The sequence below is a fragment of the uncultured Psychrobacter sp. genome (assembly GCF_947495825.1).
Classification (GTDB): domain Bacteria; phylum Pseudomonadota; class Gammaproteobacteria; order Pseudomonadales; family Moraxellaceae; genus Psychrobacter.
The window spans coordinates 40,264-56,139 of record NZ_CANMAH010000013.1 but is presented as its reverse complement, the minus strand read 5'-3'; the positions used below and the strand labels follow the sequence as shown (position 1 = coordinate 56,139).

Below are 15,876 nucleotides of genomic sequence, written 5' to 3'. Positions count from 1 at the left end.
GCTAAACGTTTTAAACGCTTAAAGTTACCTATTTATACTTATAGTCTGTTCTTAGAGTTTACTTTGACAGCGAATGTTTTATTTGAACATCATTTATCAATAAGTTATCAAGTGATTAAAATAAAAACATCAAAAAGTGCTTTGATACCTTGTGATTATAGCAGCCTAATTCTATAATAATAATTGATGATTTTTATCTATTCACAAACTTTTATTTCTAATACATAACGAATAGATAAGCCAACTTTTATTTATAGCTTCTTTTAAAGCTAAGGACATCGGTGTGAATACCACTAATTTGACGACGTTTGTGACCGTTATGCAAACAGGCAGCATCTCAGGCGCAGCAGAAAAGCTATTTATCACTCAGCCTGCTGTCAGCAAACGTATCAAAAATCTAGAGGACGAGTTCAATATTATCTTATTTGATACAGTAGGCCGAGGTATTGTACCGACACAAGCAGCAAGTGAGATGCTACCACATGCCAAACGCTGGCTAGAAGATTATGAGAATTTTAAAATAAACTTGCAACACTCTAAGCAAATGGTCTCTGGTAAATTGGTCATTGGTACAAGTCATCACATTGGCTTGCATCATCTTGCACCAGTATTAAAACACTTTATTCAAAGTTATCCTGCAGTACAGCTCGAAGTTCATTTTGTCGATTCAGAAGAAGCGCACAAAGCAGTGCTCGATGGTAACTTATCTTTGGCTTTTTTAACGTTACCGCCTGTTTATGACAAGCGCCTAACTTATCATACGCTATGGTCGGATCCACTATATTTTATGACAGGTACGTTATCGCCTTTAGCCACAAAGACTAATGTAACTTTAGAGCAGTTGGCCCACTATCCTGCTATTTTGCCCTCGGCTAATACTTTTACCAGTCAAATTACTTTGGCTGAGTTCGCCAAACACAATCTAAAACCTTATGCAACAATGAGTACTAACCCTCTAGAATCCATTCGTATGCTCGTGTCAGTGGGACTTGGTTGGTCTGTACTACCGCAGACACTAATTAGTCAAGATTTAGAACGTATTAACATGGCTGATAATATTGAGCTACAGCGCTATCTAGGCGTCGTTATCAATCCAAAGCTTACACGCTCAAGTAGCGTTGAAGCTTTATTAGAGTTACTTGCTCCTATCGATTAACGATAGGATTTGTTGAGCATAACTACCAATAGAGTCAGCAAATAAATCTACCAAATAACGTTATTTGGTAGTTAAATATCCACCTAATAAGCAGTGGTTCGCAATTATAATCTCTATACGTTATAATACGCTCAAGTTTATGTTCATAACATATAGTTACCATAATAACACTGATACTCACCTATTGAATGGTTTGAGTAAGTTACGATAGCAGACAATACTGTTTTATTAATCGTTTATTGTAATAAGCGGTTCATTAATCACAACTATTATCAGTAATAGTCTTTAAGAATGGTGCTTTATGGTTGAACTTTTCTAAATTTTGCATATTTTATTTATATAAGATGCAGAATTGACAGTTTTAAATGATTGATTTTGTCCACAACGATTGATTAAAACGACTTAAATTAGGTAATTTAATTAATGGTTGATAACACGTTGTTATAGGTAAAAACAGCATCAATCATATAAAACTATAAGTAAGTACTGACTATAAGCAAAAAGCCATTTTGTTCTACTTAATGGCTTTTTTTGTCTTTATACATCGTCTTTTAATCGTAAGATTTTATAGTTAAATATAATTAAAACCAACAATGTTGGTTAAGGACAGTTTATATGAATGGGATTTCTAGTGGCGTGCTAATATCGCTTGGCGCCTATTTTTTGGTTATGATTGGGATTGGCATTTACGCCTACTTTAGACAAGCAAACGATACTGAAGGCTATATGCTCGGTGGCCGTAACCTAGGCCCTGCTGTCACAGCCTTATCAGCAGGCGCATCAGACATGTCAGGTTGGCTACTATTGGGTCTACCTGGGTATATGTATGCCGACGGTGTGGTCAGTGTCTGGATTGCACTTGGTTTAACACTTGGTGCCTTATTGAACTATATCATCGTCGCCCCGCGTCTACGTGTTTATACCGAGGTCGCTGATAATGCAATCACTCTACCCGACTATTTTGCCAATCGCTTCGAAGACAAGTCACACATGCTACGTGTCATATCAGCATTGGTTATTATCTTGTTTTTCACCGTCTATACTGCTGCAAGCTTAGTTGGTGGGGGTAAGCTTTTTGAAAGCTCACTCAATCTATCTTATAGCACAGGACTTTGGGTGACGGCTGGTGTTGTTGTCGCCTACACCTTATTCGGTGGTTTCTTAGCAGTCTCAATGACTGACTTTGTGCAAGGTATCATCATGTTATTTGCGATGGTCATCGTACCAATCGTTGCCTTTACCGATCTTGGCGGGGTATCAGCGACCAGTGAAGCGGTTAGAAATATTGATGTAAACCTGCTAAACGTTACTAGTGGTATGACTGTTATTGGTATCATCTCCTTGATGGCATGGGGGCTTGGTTATTTTGGTCAACCACATATCATTGTACGCTTTATGGCAATTCGCTCAGTTAAAGATGTACCGACGGCACGTAATATCGGTATGAGCTGGATGGTTGTCAGTCTTATCGGAGCATTGATGACTGGTTTTGCTGGTCGTGCTTATGTACAAAAAACTGCCATGACTCTCGATGATCCTGAGACTATCTTCTTAGTATTTACGCAGTTTTTATTCCATCCATTAGTATCAGGTTTCTTATTAGCTGCTATTTTAGCTGCTATTATGAGTACTATCTCATCTCAGCTATTGGTGGTATCAAGCTCTCTAACTAAGGATGTTTACAAACTATTCTTTGATAGAGATGCACCAGAGGCCCGCCAAGTATTGGTTGGTCGTATCTCAGTTATTGTCGTCGCTATAGTTGCTATCTTCCTAGCTTCTAATCCAGATAGCTCAGTATTGAACTTGGTTTCTAACGCTTGGGCAGGATTTGGTGCAGCGTTTGGACCATTGGTTATCTTCAGTCTTACTTGGCGCGGTATGAACCGTAACGGTGCCGTTGCTGGTATGGTTGTTGGTGCATTGACGGTTATTTTATGGGTCTATGGTCCATTCGAGATGAATGGTGTGGCATTAAATAGCTGGTTGTACGCTATTGTTCCAGGCTTTATCTTAAGTACCATTGCTATTTTTGTAGTTAGTATGATGACTGGCGGTCCAAGACCTTCAGTATCTGCTAAGTATAAAGAGATGGAACTAAACTTAAATAAATAAGCCTATAGACCATCCTATCGCTATAAAAAAACCTCGTCACTATTGACGAGGTTTTTTGTTGTCAGTCTCTTATTGGTAATGACTTACCTTACATAAGTCATTTTAGCGAATAAGAAATGTAGCTTGACCTATACTACAAACATGAAATTGATTTAATGATGTTATGTGGTTTGTGAGAGCATGCAACAGATATGGTCTTTATAATTACAATTTTTATAGTAAGTTCGAAATAAAAAAGACGCGTTGATAATAACCATAAAAAAGCGACCCATTATGGATCGCTTTTTTTACAAAATATAGTACAACTTATAAGTTAGGTCTTTTATGGTTAGATTAAAAATCTTGTTTTGCTTGGTATGATAGCTTCACACCGACGATATAACCGTCGTTGTCATCAAAATCAGCAACGATTTTGTCAGTTGGCAATGCACCTTGAGCATCACCGAACCATAAGTATTTTCCACCAGCTGATACGGCCCATTCTGGAGTGACATTATACTTAGCGCCCAGACCAACACTATAGTAGCCTTCGACAGGTCCTAATGACGTCGTAGGATCTCCAGCACCACTATCCCAACCAATAGTACCGTTTACTGCTAACGCAGGTGCTAAACGCTTGGCCAAGCCTAGCTCTACCTGCCATTGATCGTCATCGTAATCAACTAAGTTTAAACCGTTTTCTTCATATAGTTCGTTATTTCTACTGACTTCATTATATAATGGCGGTGTTATTTTAAAATCACCCCAAGGCACCCAGCGTACTTTTGCGGTAGCTAAAGTAGTTGGATTAATACCTGTTTGGAAATCAAAGTTGACCGATTCTGGAGTCGTAATTTCGTATTTGCTGCTTCGATTGGCTGCAGCAGGATCACCAGCTAGTGTACCAGCTAACGGATACGTTTCGGCTATATTCATATCATGATCAATTTCTGAACGATACGTCAGTGCAGCTTTTAGAGCGATTTCAGGTTTACTGTATGACATCCCAGCGATCCAACCATAATCCATGTCAGGATTACTGCTTGAAGTATAGCCAGTCGCAGGACCATAAGCCAATCCGCGCAGTTTTACTTCAGATTCGATACGCTGAGCAACCGGACCACCATACACTTGGAACTCTTTATTAGCACCAAACTTCATACCTAGAAGTCCTGTTAAGCTTTGGCTACGAACCTCTACATTGGTATTTTCACCAGCCGTACCAAACTCTCCATTTACAATACCAACAGCTGGCGTTAATCTTGCTAATGCAGTTTGTTGATCTGCTGTTAAAGTACCGCCTTGTCTAAGGATACCTTGAAGAGCGTCAACTGTACCTTGGGCTTGAGCAAAGCTAGTAATACCAAGCGGTGAGTCTGGGCCAATGAGACCACCTGAAATGGCCGTAATAGTAGCCTCACGGTTGTCTCCTTCCTGAGCTACAAAATTGCCCTCAGTATACTCAGCGGCAGCACCAAATGGCTCGTCATATAAAAGACCAATACTAAAAGTATCATTGATATCAGCTTTTACCCCGTAACGGAAAAAATCATAAGATTCAGCAATATCGCCAGTGTCACCACCTTCAACATAAGTATTACTACTAGGAATAATATTAGCGCTATCTTTACCACTAACGTCAGCATCAATGTACGTATAGACAGATTCGGCATAAACGCCATCTTGAAAGAAAGCAGTGACATCTTGACCCGAGCGATCAAGACCAGCAGCGCTTGATACGCTGGCTACAGAAAGCGTTGCGATTGTTACCGCAAGGGTTTTTAAGTGAAAGGTAGTGCGCATTGTGTATCTCCAAACGTCCTCGTTGTTTTACCGTTACTATAATCAGTAGGTCAGGATAATCTCCTTCCATACCTATTATCTAAACGGTCTCCTAATTTGAATAGTAATGGCTTTCTCACACTAAGACAACACTTAAAGTACTTTATTTCCTAAATATGACTGGACAGTTCTTAATTATTATTATGCATTTAAGTGAATATTATTAGTATTTTACAATCAAGTAATTTAGACATACTGACTTATTATCAGCCAAATCTGTACTGTTAATTACCTTTCATAATAAGTCTGTTTTACTTTAGGACAAAACGATAACCCACAAAAAAGCGACCCCTATTGGATCGCTTTTTTATTATTGAAACATAGATACTAGGTCAGTATTACCTTGCAAGATAGACTTGTAAGCCTCAATCCTACTGAGCTTGATAAGAAACTTTAACTCCTAGTACATAACCGTCGTTGTCTTCAAAGTTACTGACAATGTCTTGGGTTGGTGTCTTACCTTTTGCATCACCAAACCATAGATACTTGCCACCTGCTGATACTGCCCAGTTTTCAGTGACGTTATATTTCGCACCAAGACCTGCACTATAGTAGCCTTCAATAGGACCAAGAGACGTTACTGGATCACCAGCACCGCTATCCCAGCCAACTGTACCACTGACGGCTAAAGCTGGTGTTAGGCGTTTGGCCAATCCAAGCTCAACAACCCATTGCTCATCATCATAGCTGACTAAATCTAAACCTTTGTCATCTTTAGTCAGAGCTTTACTAACTTCATTGTAGTTTGGTGGTGTAATTGCAAAGTCGTCCCAAGGTACCCAGCGCACTTTTGCAGTCGCCAGTGTCGTTGGATTGACACCTGTTTGGAAATCTAAATTGACTGATTTTGGTGTGGTGATTTCAATTGAATTACCAACGCCTACATCAAAGCTTTCGCCAATCTGGGTTTTGTGATCAATTTCAGAACGATAAGTCAGGGCAGCTTTTAAACCAATTTCAGGCTTACTGTATGAAGCCCCAGCTATCCAACCATAATCTTGGCTAGGGTTGATATTTGCAGTATAGCCCGAAGCTGGACCATAAGCAGCACCACGTAGCTTTACACTAGCTTCTATGCGCTGCGCAACTGGACCACCATAAACTTGGAAGTTTTTGTTTTGGCCAAGTTTCATGCCCAATATGCCCGTTAAGCTGTGACTACGTACTTCTACATTGGTCGCCTCACCAGCTGTATCTGCTGCCCCTTTTAGAATTTCTAGTTGAGCCAACCCTTCTGCTAAAGCCGGCTTAGCAGCATCAGGAGTATTTGGATCAGCCAGAGCGTCTTTAGCCTGAGCGATTGCACTATCGAGTGTTGCAACATTCGGAATGTCTCCTCCTGATCCACTTGCAACAATCGTATCAGCATCGTCGATTGAAACAAAGTTATTGTCACCACTGTAAAGAGCAGCAGCACCAAATGGCTCGTCATATAGGACACCAACACTAAAGGTATCATTGATATCAGCTTTTACCCCGTAACGGAAAAAGTCATAAGACTCAGCGATATCTTCTATTTTTTTGCCTTGTACATAGCCTTCATCATTAGAGCGCACCACTGCATTGTCATAGCCTGTGACATCAGCATTAATATAGGTATAGACAGCTTCTGCATAGGTACCATCTTGTAAAAATGCAGTAATATCTTGACCTGAGCGATCAAGGCCGGCAGCACTAGCAACGCTAGCGACAGAAAGAGCTGCAACAGCTACTGTGAGAGTTTTTAAATGAAAAATTGCGCGCATCGTATATCTCCAAACGTCCACATTGTTATACCTTCTTGATAACATTTATTATGCAAGCGATATCCTCGGTGGAAGATGGTAATGTCTTTTGCACGTTAAAACAACAAAAAATATATATTATTTCTCTATTATGACGATTTGGTCACAGAAAGATAACTACATTCATTTGTACACATATAGTTGATCTTGCTAATTTATCCCTTCTGCAAGTGAGATGTATTGCTAGACAGTTAGATAAAATGAGCTAACTAATATACGAACTGTTCAACGTTAATAATGGGGTGGTTTATCTGCTACCACGTCAAAAGGCGCAATGCCGTCGTCAGTCCTTTGGCTTTCTACCTGTTTATAAACCAGTTGCAGCTGACGCTGTAGCGTATGGATGTGCTGGTCTTGGCGAGCAATCACCTCATCAAGCCGCTCTACAGTCAATTCAAGATGCGCCATACTCATTTGTAGATCAACCATTTGTACTTGTAGTTCAGACAGCTCTATTGCAGGGTCTTTTTGGTCTGTATTATTCTCTGATGCTGTGTTCATACTTATCTCAATATCATAATTGTTTGTCGCTTGGATTTTATATTATAGGTCATTTATAGAGAACGTGGCGTTGGTACTAAGCTCAAAACTATGTTGTTCATACTTTAATCATATTAGACGTGATAAAAAGTCCTTGCTTACACTAAAGTCACCTAGCAGCATGTTATACTGCTAACAATTTGGCAATATTCTGTACACCTTTATTGTCCACTCATTATTTTCACCACTATATATAAGCTTAAGATAATCTATGGCACTGATACATTTAAAAAACATTCATCTCGCTTTTGGCGTCGCCCCCGTCCTCGATGGCATTGATTTTAGCATTAATGAAGGCGAGCGCGTCTGTTTGATCGGCCGCAATGGTGAAGGTAAATCTACTTTATTCAAACTCATTAACGGTTCGTTGCAGCCTGATAGTGGTGAAATCATCATTAATGGCAGTGCAAGCGTGGCGATGCTTGAGCAAGATGTACCTGAAACCAGTGGTAAAATACTAGACATCGTCATGGGCGGCAGTCGTCATACCGCTGATCTGCTGATTAAATATAATCAGCAAACTGATCTATGCGCAAATGGTGATATGGATGCGTGCGAACGTATGGCAACGTTGCAACATGATATTGACGCTGTGCATGGCTGGGATTTAGAGCGCGAAGCAAGACGCTTAATTATGACGATGGGGCTTGATCCTGAAGATGATTTATCGTCTCTGTCTGGTGGTCGTAAGCGTCGCGTGTTACTTGCACGGGCGTTAGTGACCAAGCCTGATATGCTCCTACTAGATGAGCCAACCAACCATTTAGACGTTGATAGTATTGAGTGGTTAGAGCGCTTCTTGCTTGATTGGCAAGGTCTAACTCTACTGTTTGTCACCCACGATAGAGCATTCGTTGATAAGCTTGCGACTCGTATTGTAGAGCTTGACCGTGGTCAATTAACGAGCTATGACGTGACCCAAGGTGCCAAAGGTTATGCTCGCTACCAAGAACTCAAAGAGCAGCAACTATTAGCAGAAGAAAAAAACAATGCTAACTTTGATAAAAAACTGGCTCAAGAAGAAGTATGGATTCGTCAAGGCATTAAAGCACGTCGTACCCGTAACGAAGGCCGCGTTCGTGAATTAAAAGCATTACGTGAAGAGCGTAGCGCACGCCGTGAGCAAGTTGGTAATGTCAATATCACCATGGGTGAAGGCGAAAAAAGTGGCAAGCTAGTCTGTAAGGTCAAAAACTTGCATCTAGAATATGACGGCAATGTATTGGTCGATAATTTTACAACGACTATTATGCGCGGTGACAAAATCGGCATCATAGGTCCTAACGGCGCAGGCAAAACCACACTCATTAAAGCACTACTCGATATGTCTGATGATGAGGTGACCAAGACTGGTAGCGTTGAGCTTGGGACAAATTTACAAATCGCCTTTTTTGATCAACTGCGAGATCAGTTAGATCTTGAAGCGACTGTCGCTCAAAACGTATCAGAAGGCTCAGACTTCATCGAAGTTGGTGGTCGTAAAACTCACATCATGAGTTACTTGCAAGATTTTTTGTTTGCTCCAGAGCGTGCACGTACGCCGGTCAAAGCCTTATCTGGTGGTGAGCGCAACCGGGTGTTATTAGCCAAACAGTTGCTAAAGCCTGCTAACATCCTCGTACTGGATGAGCCAACCAACGACTTAGACATGGCAACTCTTGAATTGTTAGAAGAGTCAGTTAGCAGTTTTAACGGTACCATTCTTCTCATCAGCCATGATCGCTCGTTTATGGACAATGTGGTCACCTCTACTTGGGTATTTGACCAAGATGAACATGGCAACGGCGTGGTTCAAGAGTATGTGGGTGGTTATCAAGAATATCTGATACAGAAAAATCGCGTCCAGGCTGCTCAAGCTGCTAAGTCTGTGAATAAAGCCGCTGAAAATGCTAAATCTACCAATAAATCAGCAATAGCCAAACCTAAAAAAACGTCAAAAAAGCTGAACTTTAATGAGCAGCGTGAGCTTGATAATCTACCAAAAGAGATTGCTGCTCTTGAGCAAGAACAAAATCTATTGGAAGAAAAGCTGGCAGACGGTTCATGGTTTACGCAAGACTTCGACGCTGCAACCGTTGCAAGCGAGCGCTTATTAGTCATTGAAGAGGAGATGATGAATAAGCTTGAGCGCTGGGACGCTCTTGAAAACCATTAGAGCACTTTTAAATTAAACTAGACCACAGTGGTAACTTACTTAGATTTGTAAACAAACCATAGGTAAGTAGTTTTAGATTGTCTGAAATCTATTTAGATGCGCCAAATGATAGCAAATGTATGGAAAGTTAGTGAACATTGTCCTCATTTCGAGTATCATTCTTGGTCTTTGAATATCCTTATTAATTCTAGGGTAATATTAAAGCCGAATCTTAATATAATAAGATCCTAGCTTGATTTGGCTGTAACTTTTTTGTGAGACTACAGCCATAAATAATGTACCGTCAGAGTAGTTTTATTTTTGACACATTAATTTATTTTATGACCAAAATAGCTTAGAATAGCAACAATTAGCAAAATTAGGCACAGCTAACGTGGCTTATATGTTTGTATTGTAAGTTTCTAAGTCACAAACCCAGTGTGGGATAATCCCATTTCATTCACCTGGAGGAAGTATTAATGAGCCAAGCCGAAGGCGTTAATGTACAACGTCGTAGAGTTCTTATTGCCTCGACTGCCGCAATTGGTGCAGCTGGGGTAGCTGCTGTAGCAACACCTTTTGTTCGTTCTTGGGCCCCAAGTGCTAAAGCAGAAGCTGCCGGGGCGGCAGTAACTCAAGACATCAGTTCTATCGAAGATGGACAAATGATCGTCGTCAAATATCGTGGCAAACCTATCTTTGTGGTAAAACGTACTGAAGATATGCTGACCACACTTGATGATGTCGTCCCTTTACTATCTGATCCCGATTCTAGTGAATCACTACAACCTGAATACTGTGCTAATCCTACTCGCTCTTTAGAACCAGGCGTCTTGGTTGTAGAAGGCGTGTGTACGCATTTGGGTTGTGCGCCGAACTACCGTCCTGATGTTGGTGCTGCCGACTTAGGTGGTAATGACTGGTATGGTGGGTTTTTCTGTCCTTGTCACGGTTCTAAGTACGACCTAGCGGGTCGCGTCTATAGTGGCGTTCCGGCTCCGCTTAACTTACCCATCCCAGAATATAGTATGGATGGTACTATCTTGACGGTTGGGGAGGCTTAACATGAGTATGGGTAAAAAGTTAATGCATTGGGTGGACGCGCGCTTTCCTGCGACCGAAACCTATGAATACCATATGTCAAAGTACTATGCACCAAAGAATTTTAACTTTTGGTACTTTTTTGGCGTATTGTCAATGGTGGTATTGGTCAACCAATTGGTGACTGGTATTTGGCTTACGATGATGTACAACCCAAGTGCCGAAGGAGCATTTGCGTCTGTTGAATACATCATGCGTGATGTACAAGGCGGTTGGCTTATCCGCTATATGCACTCGACTGGTGCTTCAGCCTTCTTCGTCGTAGTCTATCTACATATGTTCCGCGCCTTGCTTTATGGTTCATACCAAAAGCCTCGTGAGCTTATCTGGCTCATCGGTATGGGGATTTATCTAGCACTAATGGCTGAAGGCTTCTTTGGTTACCTGCTGCCTTGGGGCAACATGTCATTTTGGGGTGCACAGGTTATCTTGAACCTTCCTGCTGCTCTACCTGTGATTGGTGATGGCCTTGCTGAGTGGGTACGTGGTGACTATATTATTTCAGGTATCACCCTAAACCGCTTCTTTGCACTACACGTCGTTGCTATTCCTTTAGTACTTGTCGGTTTGGTCTTTATGCATATTGTTGCTTTGCATCATGTAGGTTCAAACAACCCAGATGGCATCGATATCAAAAAACTTAAAGACAAAAATGGTGTACCGTTAGATGGGATTGAGTTCCATCCTTACTACACTGTACATGACATGATTGGTATTGTTGTCTTCTTCATTTGCTTCTTTGCCGTGGTTTTCTTCTTCCCAGAAGGCGGTGGTTTCTTCCTTGAACCACCTAACTTTGAAGCAGCCAACTCTCTAAAAACACCAGAGCATATTGCGCCAGTATGGTATTACACACCGTTCTATGCCATCTTACGTGCAGTTCCAAGTAAACTTGGTGGTGTTATTGCAATGGGTGCGGCCATCGCTGTGCTGTTCTTGATACCGTGGCTCGATAGATCTCCAGTACGTTCTATACGTTATAAAGGTATCTTATCTAAGATTGCTTTGACTGTGTTTGCTATTAGCTTCATTGTACTAGGTTATTTAGGTGCTACGCCTGCGACACCAACGGCGACTATCATGTCACGTATATTTACCATCTTGTATTTCTTGTTTTTCTTATTGATGCCGATTTACACTGCTATCGAGAAGTGTAAACAGCCACCAGAACGTGTTACCGGAGGTCACTAATGAACACGCTAACAAAATCCCTCGCAGGTTTAGGCTTAGGCGCGGCATTGAGTTTGACTGCTGGTACTGCCTTGGCAGCAGGCGGCGGCGGATGTGGGACATTTGTCAATGCTGAAGGCGTTGAAGAACACTTAGCTTGTAGTACAGCACCTATTGATTTTACCAATAAAGGCTCACTACAAAACGGTGCAAAAATATTTATGAACTACTGTGCTGGTTGTCACTCTGCACAGTATGTTCGTCACTCTCGCATCGCTAAAGATCTTGAAATACCGCCAGAGCTTGTAGAAAAGTATTTGATGGTAACCACCGATCAAATCGGTGATCATATCAATGCCGAAATTGATCCTGAGATTCAAGCTTCATGGTTTGGTGCTGCACCACCAGATTTAACGCTTGAAACTAGACTACGTGGTGATGATTGGGTTTATACATATTTACTATCGTTTTATGAAGATCCTAGCCGTCCTTGGGGAGCTAACAACTTAGTACTGGCAAATGCGGCCATGCCTCATGTATTGCATAATATGCAAGAAGAGCTCAGTGCTGAAGAGTTCAAATCTGAGGTCGGTGACTTGGTTAATTTTATGGCATGGATGGCTGAACCTGCTCGTCATGACCGCCAAGTAATTGGTTTTTTTGTGATTTTGTTCTTATTAGTGCTACTCATTCCAGTTTACTTACTTAATAAAGAATTCTGGAAAGACGTAAAATAAGTATGCGCTAAAAGTATAAAGACCAGTAAAATATTAGGCACTACTTTGGTAGTGCCTTTTTTTATATTCCCTAAATCTCAATAAGGCCCATTTAGAGATAAAAGGCACTTGCAGTTATTACAAAAACACTGCCAGTATATAATGTTTACGCATGCTACCTTGATAAACAAGGTAACTTTGTTTACGATGACACCCTCAACTATTAACATTAGGCTTTCATGATTGATGCGAACGACATTCCAAGTAGTCAGCTGATTTTATATGCTGATGATGGCTACGACAGTCATGTAGTACGCCTATTGCTTGAAGAAAAAAAGCTTGATTATTATTTGTCCCGTCTACATTCAGAGCGTCCTGAAGATCTTACTGAATTAAACCCTTATCATACGTTGCCTGTATTACAGCAGCGTGAAATCTCACTATACGAAATCAATGTCATTTTTGAGTATTTAGAAGAACGTTACCATGCAAATAAGCTCTTACCTGATACACCACAAGAGCGAGCGCAGTTTCGTCAATTAGCATGGCGTATTCAGCATGATTGGTTAGTACTTGGTAAAATATTACTTAGGCATCCAGATAGTTTTAATAAAACACAAGCAGCCTCAGCAAAAAAACAACTGGCTGATTCGTTGATTACTCTATCGCCATTGTTTGCTCATAAATCATACTTTATGTCAGATGAATTTGGCTGGTGTGATGTACTGTTAGCGCCTTTATTATGGCGACTAGATGAGATGGGTATTGAGCTACCACGTGCGATTAGTCGTCCTTTGATAGACTATCAGACGCGACTCTTCGAGCGTAACAGCTTTCAAAGAAGCGTTCGCTAATTAGACAACTCTATACCGCTATCCTAAAATAGCAACTAGCCTAATATAAACTAAGCAAAAATAATTCATTGCTATCCGTTAGCTAAAAGCTATATGAAATACCCTTACTAATTAAAGACCACAGAATATAGGAAATCATCAGATGAGCGAAACCATATCTATCACCCCAACTCGTCCCTATATGGTGCGTGCGCTATATCAATGGATAGAAGACAACGCCCTGACACCGTATTTAATGGTTGATGCTACTGCCAAAAACGTGCAAATACCAACCGAACACGTACAGGATGGTCGTATCGTACTAAATATCGCTAGCCGTGCTACTGGCAATATGAGCATGGAAAACGATTACATTCACTTTAGCGCACGCTTTGGCGGCGTATCACAAGAGATTTGGATACCCCTTCCTGCAGTCATGGGTATTTATGCTAAGGAAAACTCACAAGGTATGTTTTTTGACCCAAGTGAATACGACAACTATGATCCTGAAGAGGACTCTTTAGCTACGTCCAAAAAGAGCACGTCTACTGAGGCTAAGCCGAAACGCGATAACAAAGCAGGTTTAAAAGTCTTAAAGTAGTAAATAGCAACACAAAAAAAGCTGGACGTATAAAATACGCCCAGCTTTTTTATGTCTCTTTAAAGATGTGTGATCCCAATTAGGTCCTCGGTAACGTAACACCGCGTTGACCCTGATACTTGCCGCCACGATCTTTATAGCTGGTCTCGCAGACGTCATCCGCATCACTTTGGAAGAACAGCATTTGTGCCACACCTTCACCCGCATAAATACGCGCAGGTAAATTGGTGGTATTACTAAACTCTAAAGTGACGTGCCCTTCCCACTCAGGCTCAAGCGGCGTCACATTGACGATGATACCGCAGCGCGCATAAGTTGATTTACCAAGACATATAGTCAATACATCACGTGGAATACGGAAATACTCCATCGTACGTGCCAATGCAAAAGAGTTTGGCGGAATAATGCACTCATCACCAACGATATCGATAAAACTTTTTTCATCAAAGTTCTTAGGGTCAACAACTACTGAATGGACGTTAGTAAAAACTTTAAATTCAGGTGCACACCGCACATCATAACCATAGCTTGAAGTACCGTAGCTAACCAGACGCTCGCCTGCATCATTAAAGCGTACTTGACCCGCCTCATATGGCTCAATCATGCCATGCTCTTCGGCCATTTTACGAATCCAGCGGTCAGACTTGATAGACATTGTTATTCCTCAAAATTTTTAATAGCGACGATTATACGGAATTGATAGATCAATTTACAGAGTAATCATAAAATTGCTTAAGCTGACTTTTTTAATCTTACTTAACTTAGTTGTCGATTAAAAAATACGCTTATCATCGACAGGCTTAGCAAACTTATTAATATTGGCTTCGATATTCTTAGCAACGTTTAGATAATAAGATGCAAACTCATCATTAGCCAAAACGCTTGGTTCACCTTTATCTACTTGCGCACGAATACCGCTGGCAAGTGGCAGCTGACCCAATAAGGGCACGTGATATTGCTCAGCGATAAGCTCACCGCCACCAATACCAAAGATAGCTTCAGTATGATGACAGTTGCTACACGTATGCAATGCCATATTTTCCACCACACCAAGTACTGGAATATTGGTTTTGTTAAACATCTCAACGCCTTTTTGCGCGTCGAGTAAGGCGATATGCTGCGGCGTCGTCACAATCACTGCGCCAGTCACTGGAATACGCTGTGCAAGCGTCAGTTGAATATCACCCGTGCCTGGTGGCATATCAATGACCAAATAGTCAAGCTGCGGCCAGTTGGTTTGGTTGTATAGCTGCATGAGCGCACCAGTGGCTTTTGGTCCGCGCCAAGCGACGGGCGTATTGTCACTATCAAGCAAACTGCCTATAGATAGCATCGCTAAACCATGCGCATCAACTGGAACGAACTGCTCGTTTTCCAATTGCGGCTTTACATCAGCAACGCCTAGCATCGTTGGCATACTAGGGCCATAGATATCGGCATCAAGTACGCCAACACGGTTGCCAAGCTTTTGTAAAGCCAAAGCAATATTAACAGTAGTGGTAGATTTACCGACGCCGCCCTTGCCTGACGCTACCACGATAATATGGCGAATACGTGGATGTGCTGCTAGTGATGCTTGGGTCGGTGCAGCTTTCGTTATTGGTGGTTCGCTGTCTGTATTTGCCTGCTCGCTTGGCTTATCTTGCTTAGCCATTGCATCTGTTGTCTTTGGCATCTGTTTTGGTAAATTTGCTCCGGCACCTTTAGCTGATGCAGGCAGACGGACATTCATATGAATGGTTTTGATACCGTGCGGGTGCAGGCGTTGTCTAAGCTCTTGTTGAATCAGTTCAGGATCGCTATCTGCTGGTAGACGTAAGTCTAAGGTGAGCTGATCACCGTCGCGCTCAAGCCCTGTTATCATAGTAGCAATGCTGACAGTACCTACTTCATAACCCAGCAACA

At 41.4% G+C, this 15,876-nt stretch carries 12 protein-coding genes and 1 pseudogene; 8 read left to right on the top strand and 5 right to left on the bottom strand.

From position 1 onward, the window contains the following. Positions 1-283 precede the first annotated feature (283 nt). The gene (locus tag Q0895_RS12530) at positions 284-1,156 is read left to right on the top strand and encodes a LysR family transcriptional regulator (protein ID WP_058369041.1); all 873 of its coding nucleotides are present in this window, start codon (positions 284-286) and stop codon (positions 1,154-1,156) included. A 615-nt stretch (positions 1,157-1,771) separates the two neighbouring features. Continuing rightward, a complete protein-coding gene (gene putP, locus Q0895_RS12525) occupies positions 1,772-3,271 on the top strand; it encodes a sodium/proline symporter PutP (protein ID WP_299189470.1) in 1,500 nt (499 codons plus the stop codon). Between the two features lie 333 nt (positions 3,272-3,604). On the opposite strand, the gene Q0895_RS12520 is transcribed toward putP, so the two are convergent. The 3 genes from Q0895_RS12520 to Q0895_RS12510 all read right to left on the bottom strand — a co-directional run bounded on the left by Q0895_RS12520 (position 3,605) and on the right by Q0895_RS12510 (position 7,377). After that, the gene (locus Q0895_RS12520; RefSeq protein ID WP_299189467.1) at positions 3,605-5,053 is read right to left on the bottom strand and encodes an outer membrane protein transport protein; all 1,449 of its coding nucleotides are present in this window, start codon (positions 5,051-5,053) and stop codon (positions 3,605-3,607) included. 410 nt (positions 5,054-5,463) lie between these two features. Further along, entirely contained in the window at positions 5,464-6,837 is a 1,374-nt protein-coding gene (locus Q0895_RS12515) for a hypothetical protein (RefSeq protein ID WP_299189464.1), read from the bottom strand. A gap of 270 nt (positions 6,838-7,107) precedes the next feature. Beyond that, a complete protein-coding gene (locus tag Q0895_RS12510) occupies positions 7,108-7,377 on the bottom strand; it encodes a SlyX family protein (protein WP_299189462.1) in 270 nt (89 codons plus the stop codon). A gap of 250 nt (positions 7,378-7,627) precedes the next feature. Between Q0895_RS12510 and Q0895_RS12505 the strand changes: the two genes are divergently transcribed. From Q0895_RS12505 to Q0895_RS12480, 6 genes are all read left to right on the top strand, one after another. Continuing rightward, positions 7,628-9,571 (top strand): ATP-binding cassette domain-containing protein, encoded by a 1,944-nt coding sequence (locus Q0895_RS12505; RefSeq protein ID WP_299189460.1) that lies wholly within the window; start codon positions 7,628-7,630, stop codon positions 9,569-9,571. Between the two features lie 458 nt (positions 9,572-10,029). Next, the gene (gene petA, locus Q0895_RS12500; RefSeq protein ID WP_299189458.1) at positions 10,030-10,614 is read left to right on the top strand and encodes a ubiquinol-cytochrome c reductase iron-sulfur subunit; all 585 of its coding nucleotides are present in this window, start codon (positions 10,030-10,032) and stop codon (positions 10,612-10,614) included. 22 nt (positions 10,615-10,636) lie between these two features. Then, positions 10,637-11,842: a cytochrome bc complex cytochrome b subunit gene (locus Q0895_RS12495; RefSeq protein ID WP_299189525.1), complete on the top strand. Its 1,206-nt coding sequence runs from the start codon at positions 10,637-10,639 to the stop codon at positions 11,840-11,842. Further along, positions 11,842-12,558, top strand: a complete 717-nt coding sequence (locus tag Q0895_RS12490; protein WP_058369438.1) for a cytochrome c1 — start codon at positions 11,842-11,844, stop codon at positions 12,556-12,558. Before Q0895_RS12495 ends, Q0895_RS12490 begins: the two co-directional genes overlap by 1 nt. Before the next feature lie 218 nt (positions 12,559-12,776). Then, positions 12,777-13,391 (top strand): glutathione S-transferase N-terminal domain-containing protein, encoded by a 615-nt coding sequence (locus tag Q0895_RS12485; RefSeq protein ID WP_299189453.1) that lies wholly within the window; start codon positions 12,777-12,779, stop codon positions 13,389-13,391. A 142-nt stretch (positions 13,392-13,533) separates the two neighbouring features. Further along, positions 13,534-13,971, top strand: a complete 438-nt coding sequence (locus tag Q0895_RS12480; RefSeq protein WP_299189451.1) for a ClpXP protease specificity-enhancing factor — start codon at positions 13,534-13,536, stop codon at positions 13,969-13,971. Between the two features lie 79 nt (positions 13,972-14,050). Here Q0895_RS12480 and dcd read toward each other — a convergent pair whose 3' ends face one another. Next, positions 14,051-14,626, bottom strand: coding sequence for a dCTP deaminase (dcd, locus tag Q0895_RS12475; RefSeq protein WP_058369435.1), 576 nt, complete (start codon positions 14,624-14,626; stop codon positions 14,051-14,053). 117 nt (positions 14,627-14,743) lie between these two features. Beyond that, positions 14,744-15,577 (bottom strand): annotated as a pseudogene (apbC, locus tag Q0895_RS12470) (iron-sulfur cluster carrier protein ApbC); the annotation flags it as partial. Between the last annotated feature and the right edge of the window lie 299 nt (positions 15,578-15,876).

What these genes read in the sequence shown, in the direction of transcription:
- putP (WP_299189470.1), top strand. Translation starts at nt 1,772, where the DNA reads ATGAATGGGATTTCTAGTGGCGTGCTAATATCGCTTGGCGCCTATTTT.
- Q0895_RS12520 (WP_299189467.1), bottom strand. Translation starts at nt 5,053, where the DNA reads ATGCGCACTACCTTTCACTTAAAAACCCTTGCGGTAACAATCGCAACG.
- Q0895_RS12515 (WP_299189464.1), bottom strand. Translation starts at nt 6,837, where the DNA reads ATGCGCGCAATTTTTCATTTAAAAACTCTCACAGTAGCTGTTGCAGCT.
- Q0895_RS12510 (WP_299189462.1), bottom strand. Translation starts at nt 7,377, where the DNA reads ATGAACACAGCATCAGAGAATAATACAGACCAAAAAGACCCTGCAATA.
- Q0895_RS12505 (WP_299189460.1), top strand. Translation starts at nt 7,628, where the DNA reads ATGGCACTGATACATTTAAAAAACATTCATCTCGCTTTTGGCGTCGCC.
- petA (WP_299189458.1), top strand. Translation starts at nt 10,030, where the DNA reads ATGAGCCAAGCCGAAGGCGTTAATGTACAACGTCGTAGAGTTCTTATT.
- Q0895_RS12495 (WP_299189525.1), top strand. Translation starts at nt 10,637, where the DNA reads ATGCATTGGGTGGACGCGCGCTTTCCTGCGACCGAAACCTATGAATAC.
- Q0895_RS12490 (WP_058369438.1), top strand. Translation starts at nt 11,842, where the DNA reads ATGAACACGCTAACAAAATCCCTCGCAGGTTTAGGCTTAGGCGCGGCA.
- Q0895_RS12485 (WP_299189453.1), top strand. Translation starts at nt 12,777, where the DNA reads ATGATTGATGCGAACGACATTCCAAGTAGTCAGCTGATTTTATATGCT.
- Q0895_RS12480 (WP_299189451.1), top strand. Translation starts at nt 13,534, where the DNA reads ATGAGCGAAACCATATCTATCACCCCAACTCGTCCCTATATGGTGCGT.
- dcd (WP_058369435.1), bottom strand. Translation starts at nt 14,626, where the DNA reads ATGTCTATCAAGTCTGACCGCTGGATTCGTAAAATGGCCGAAGAGCAT.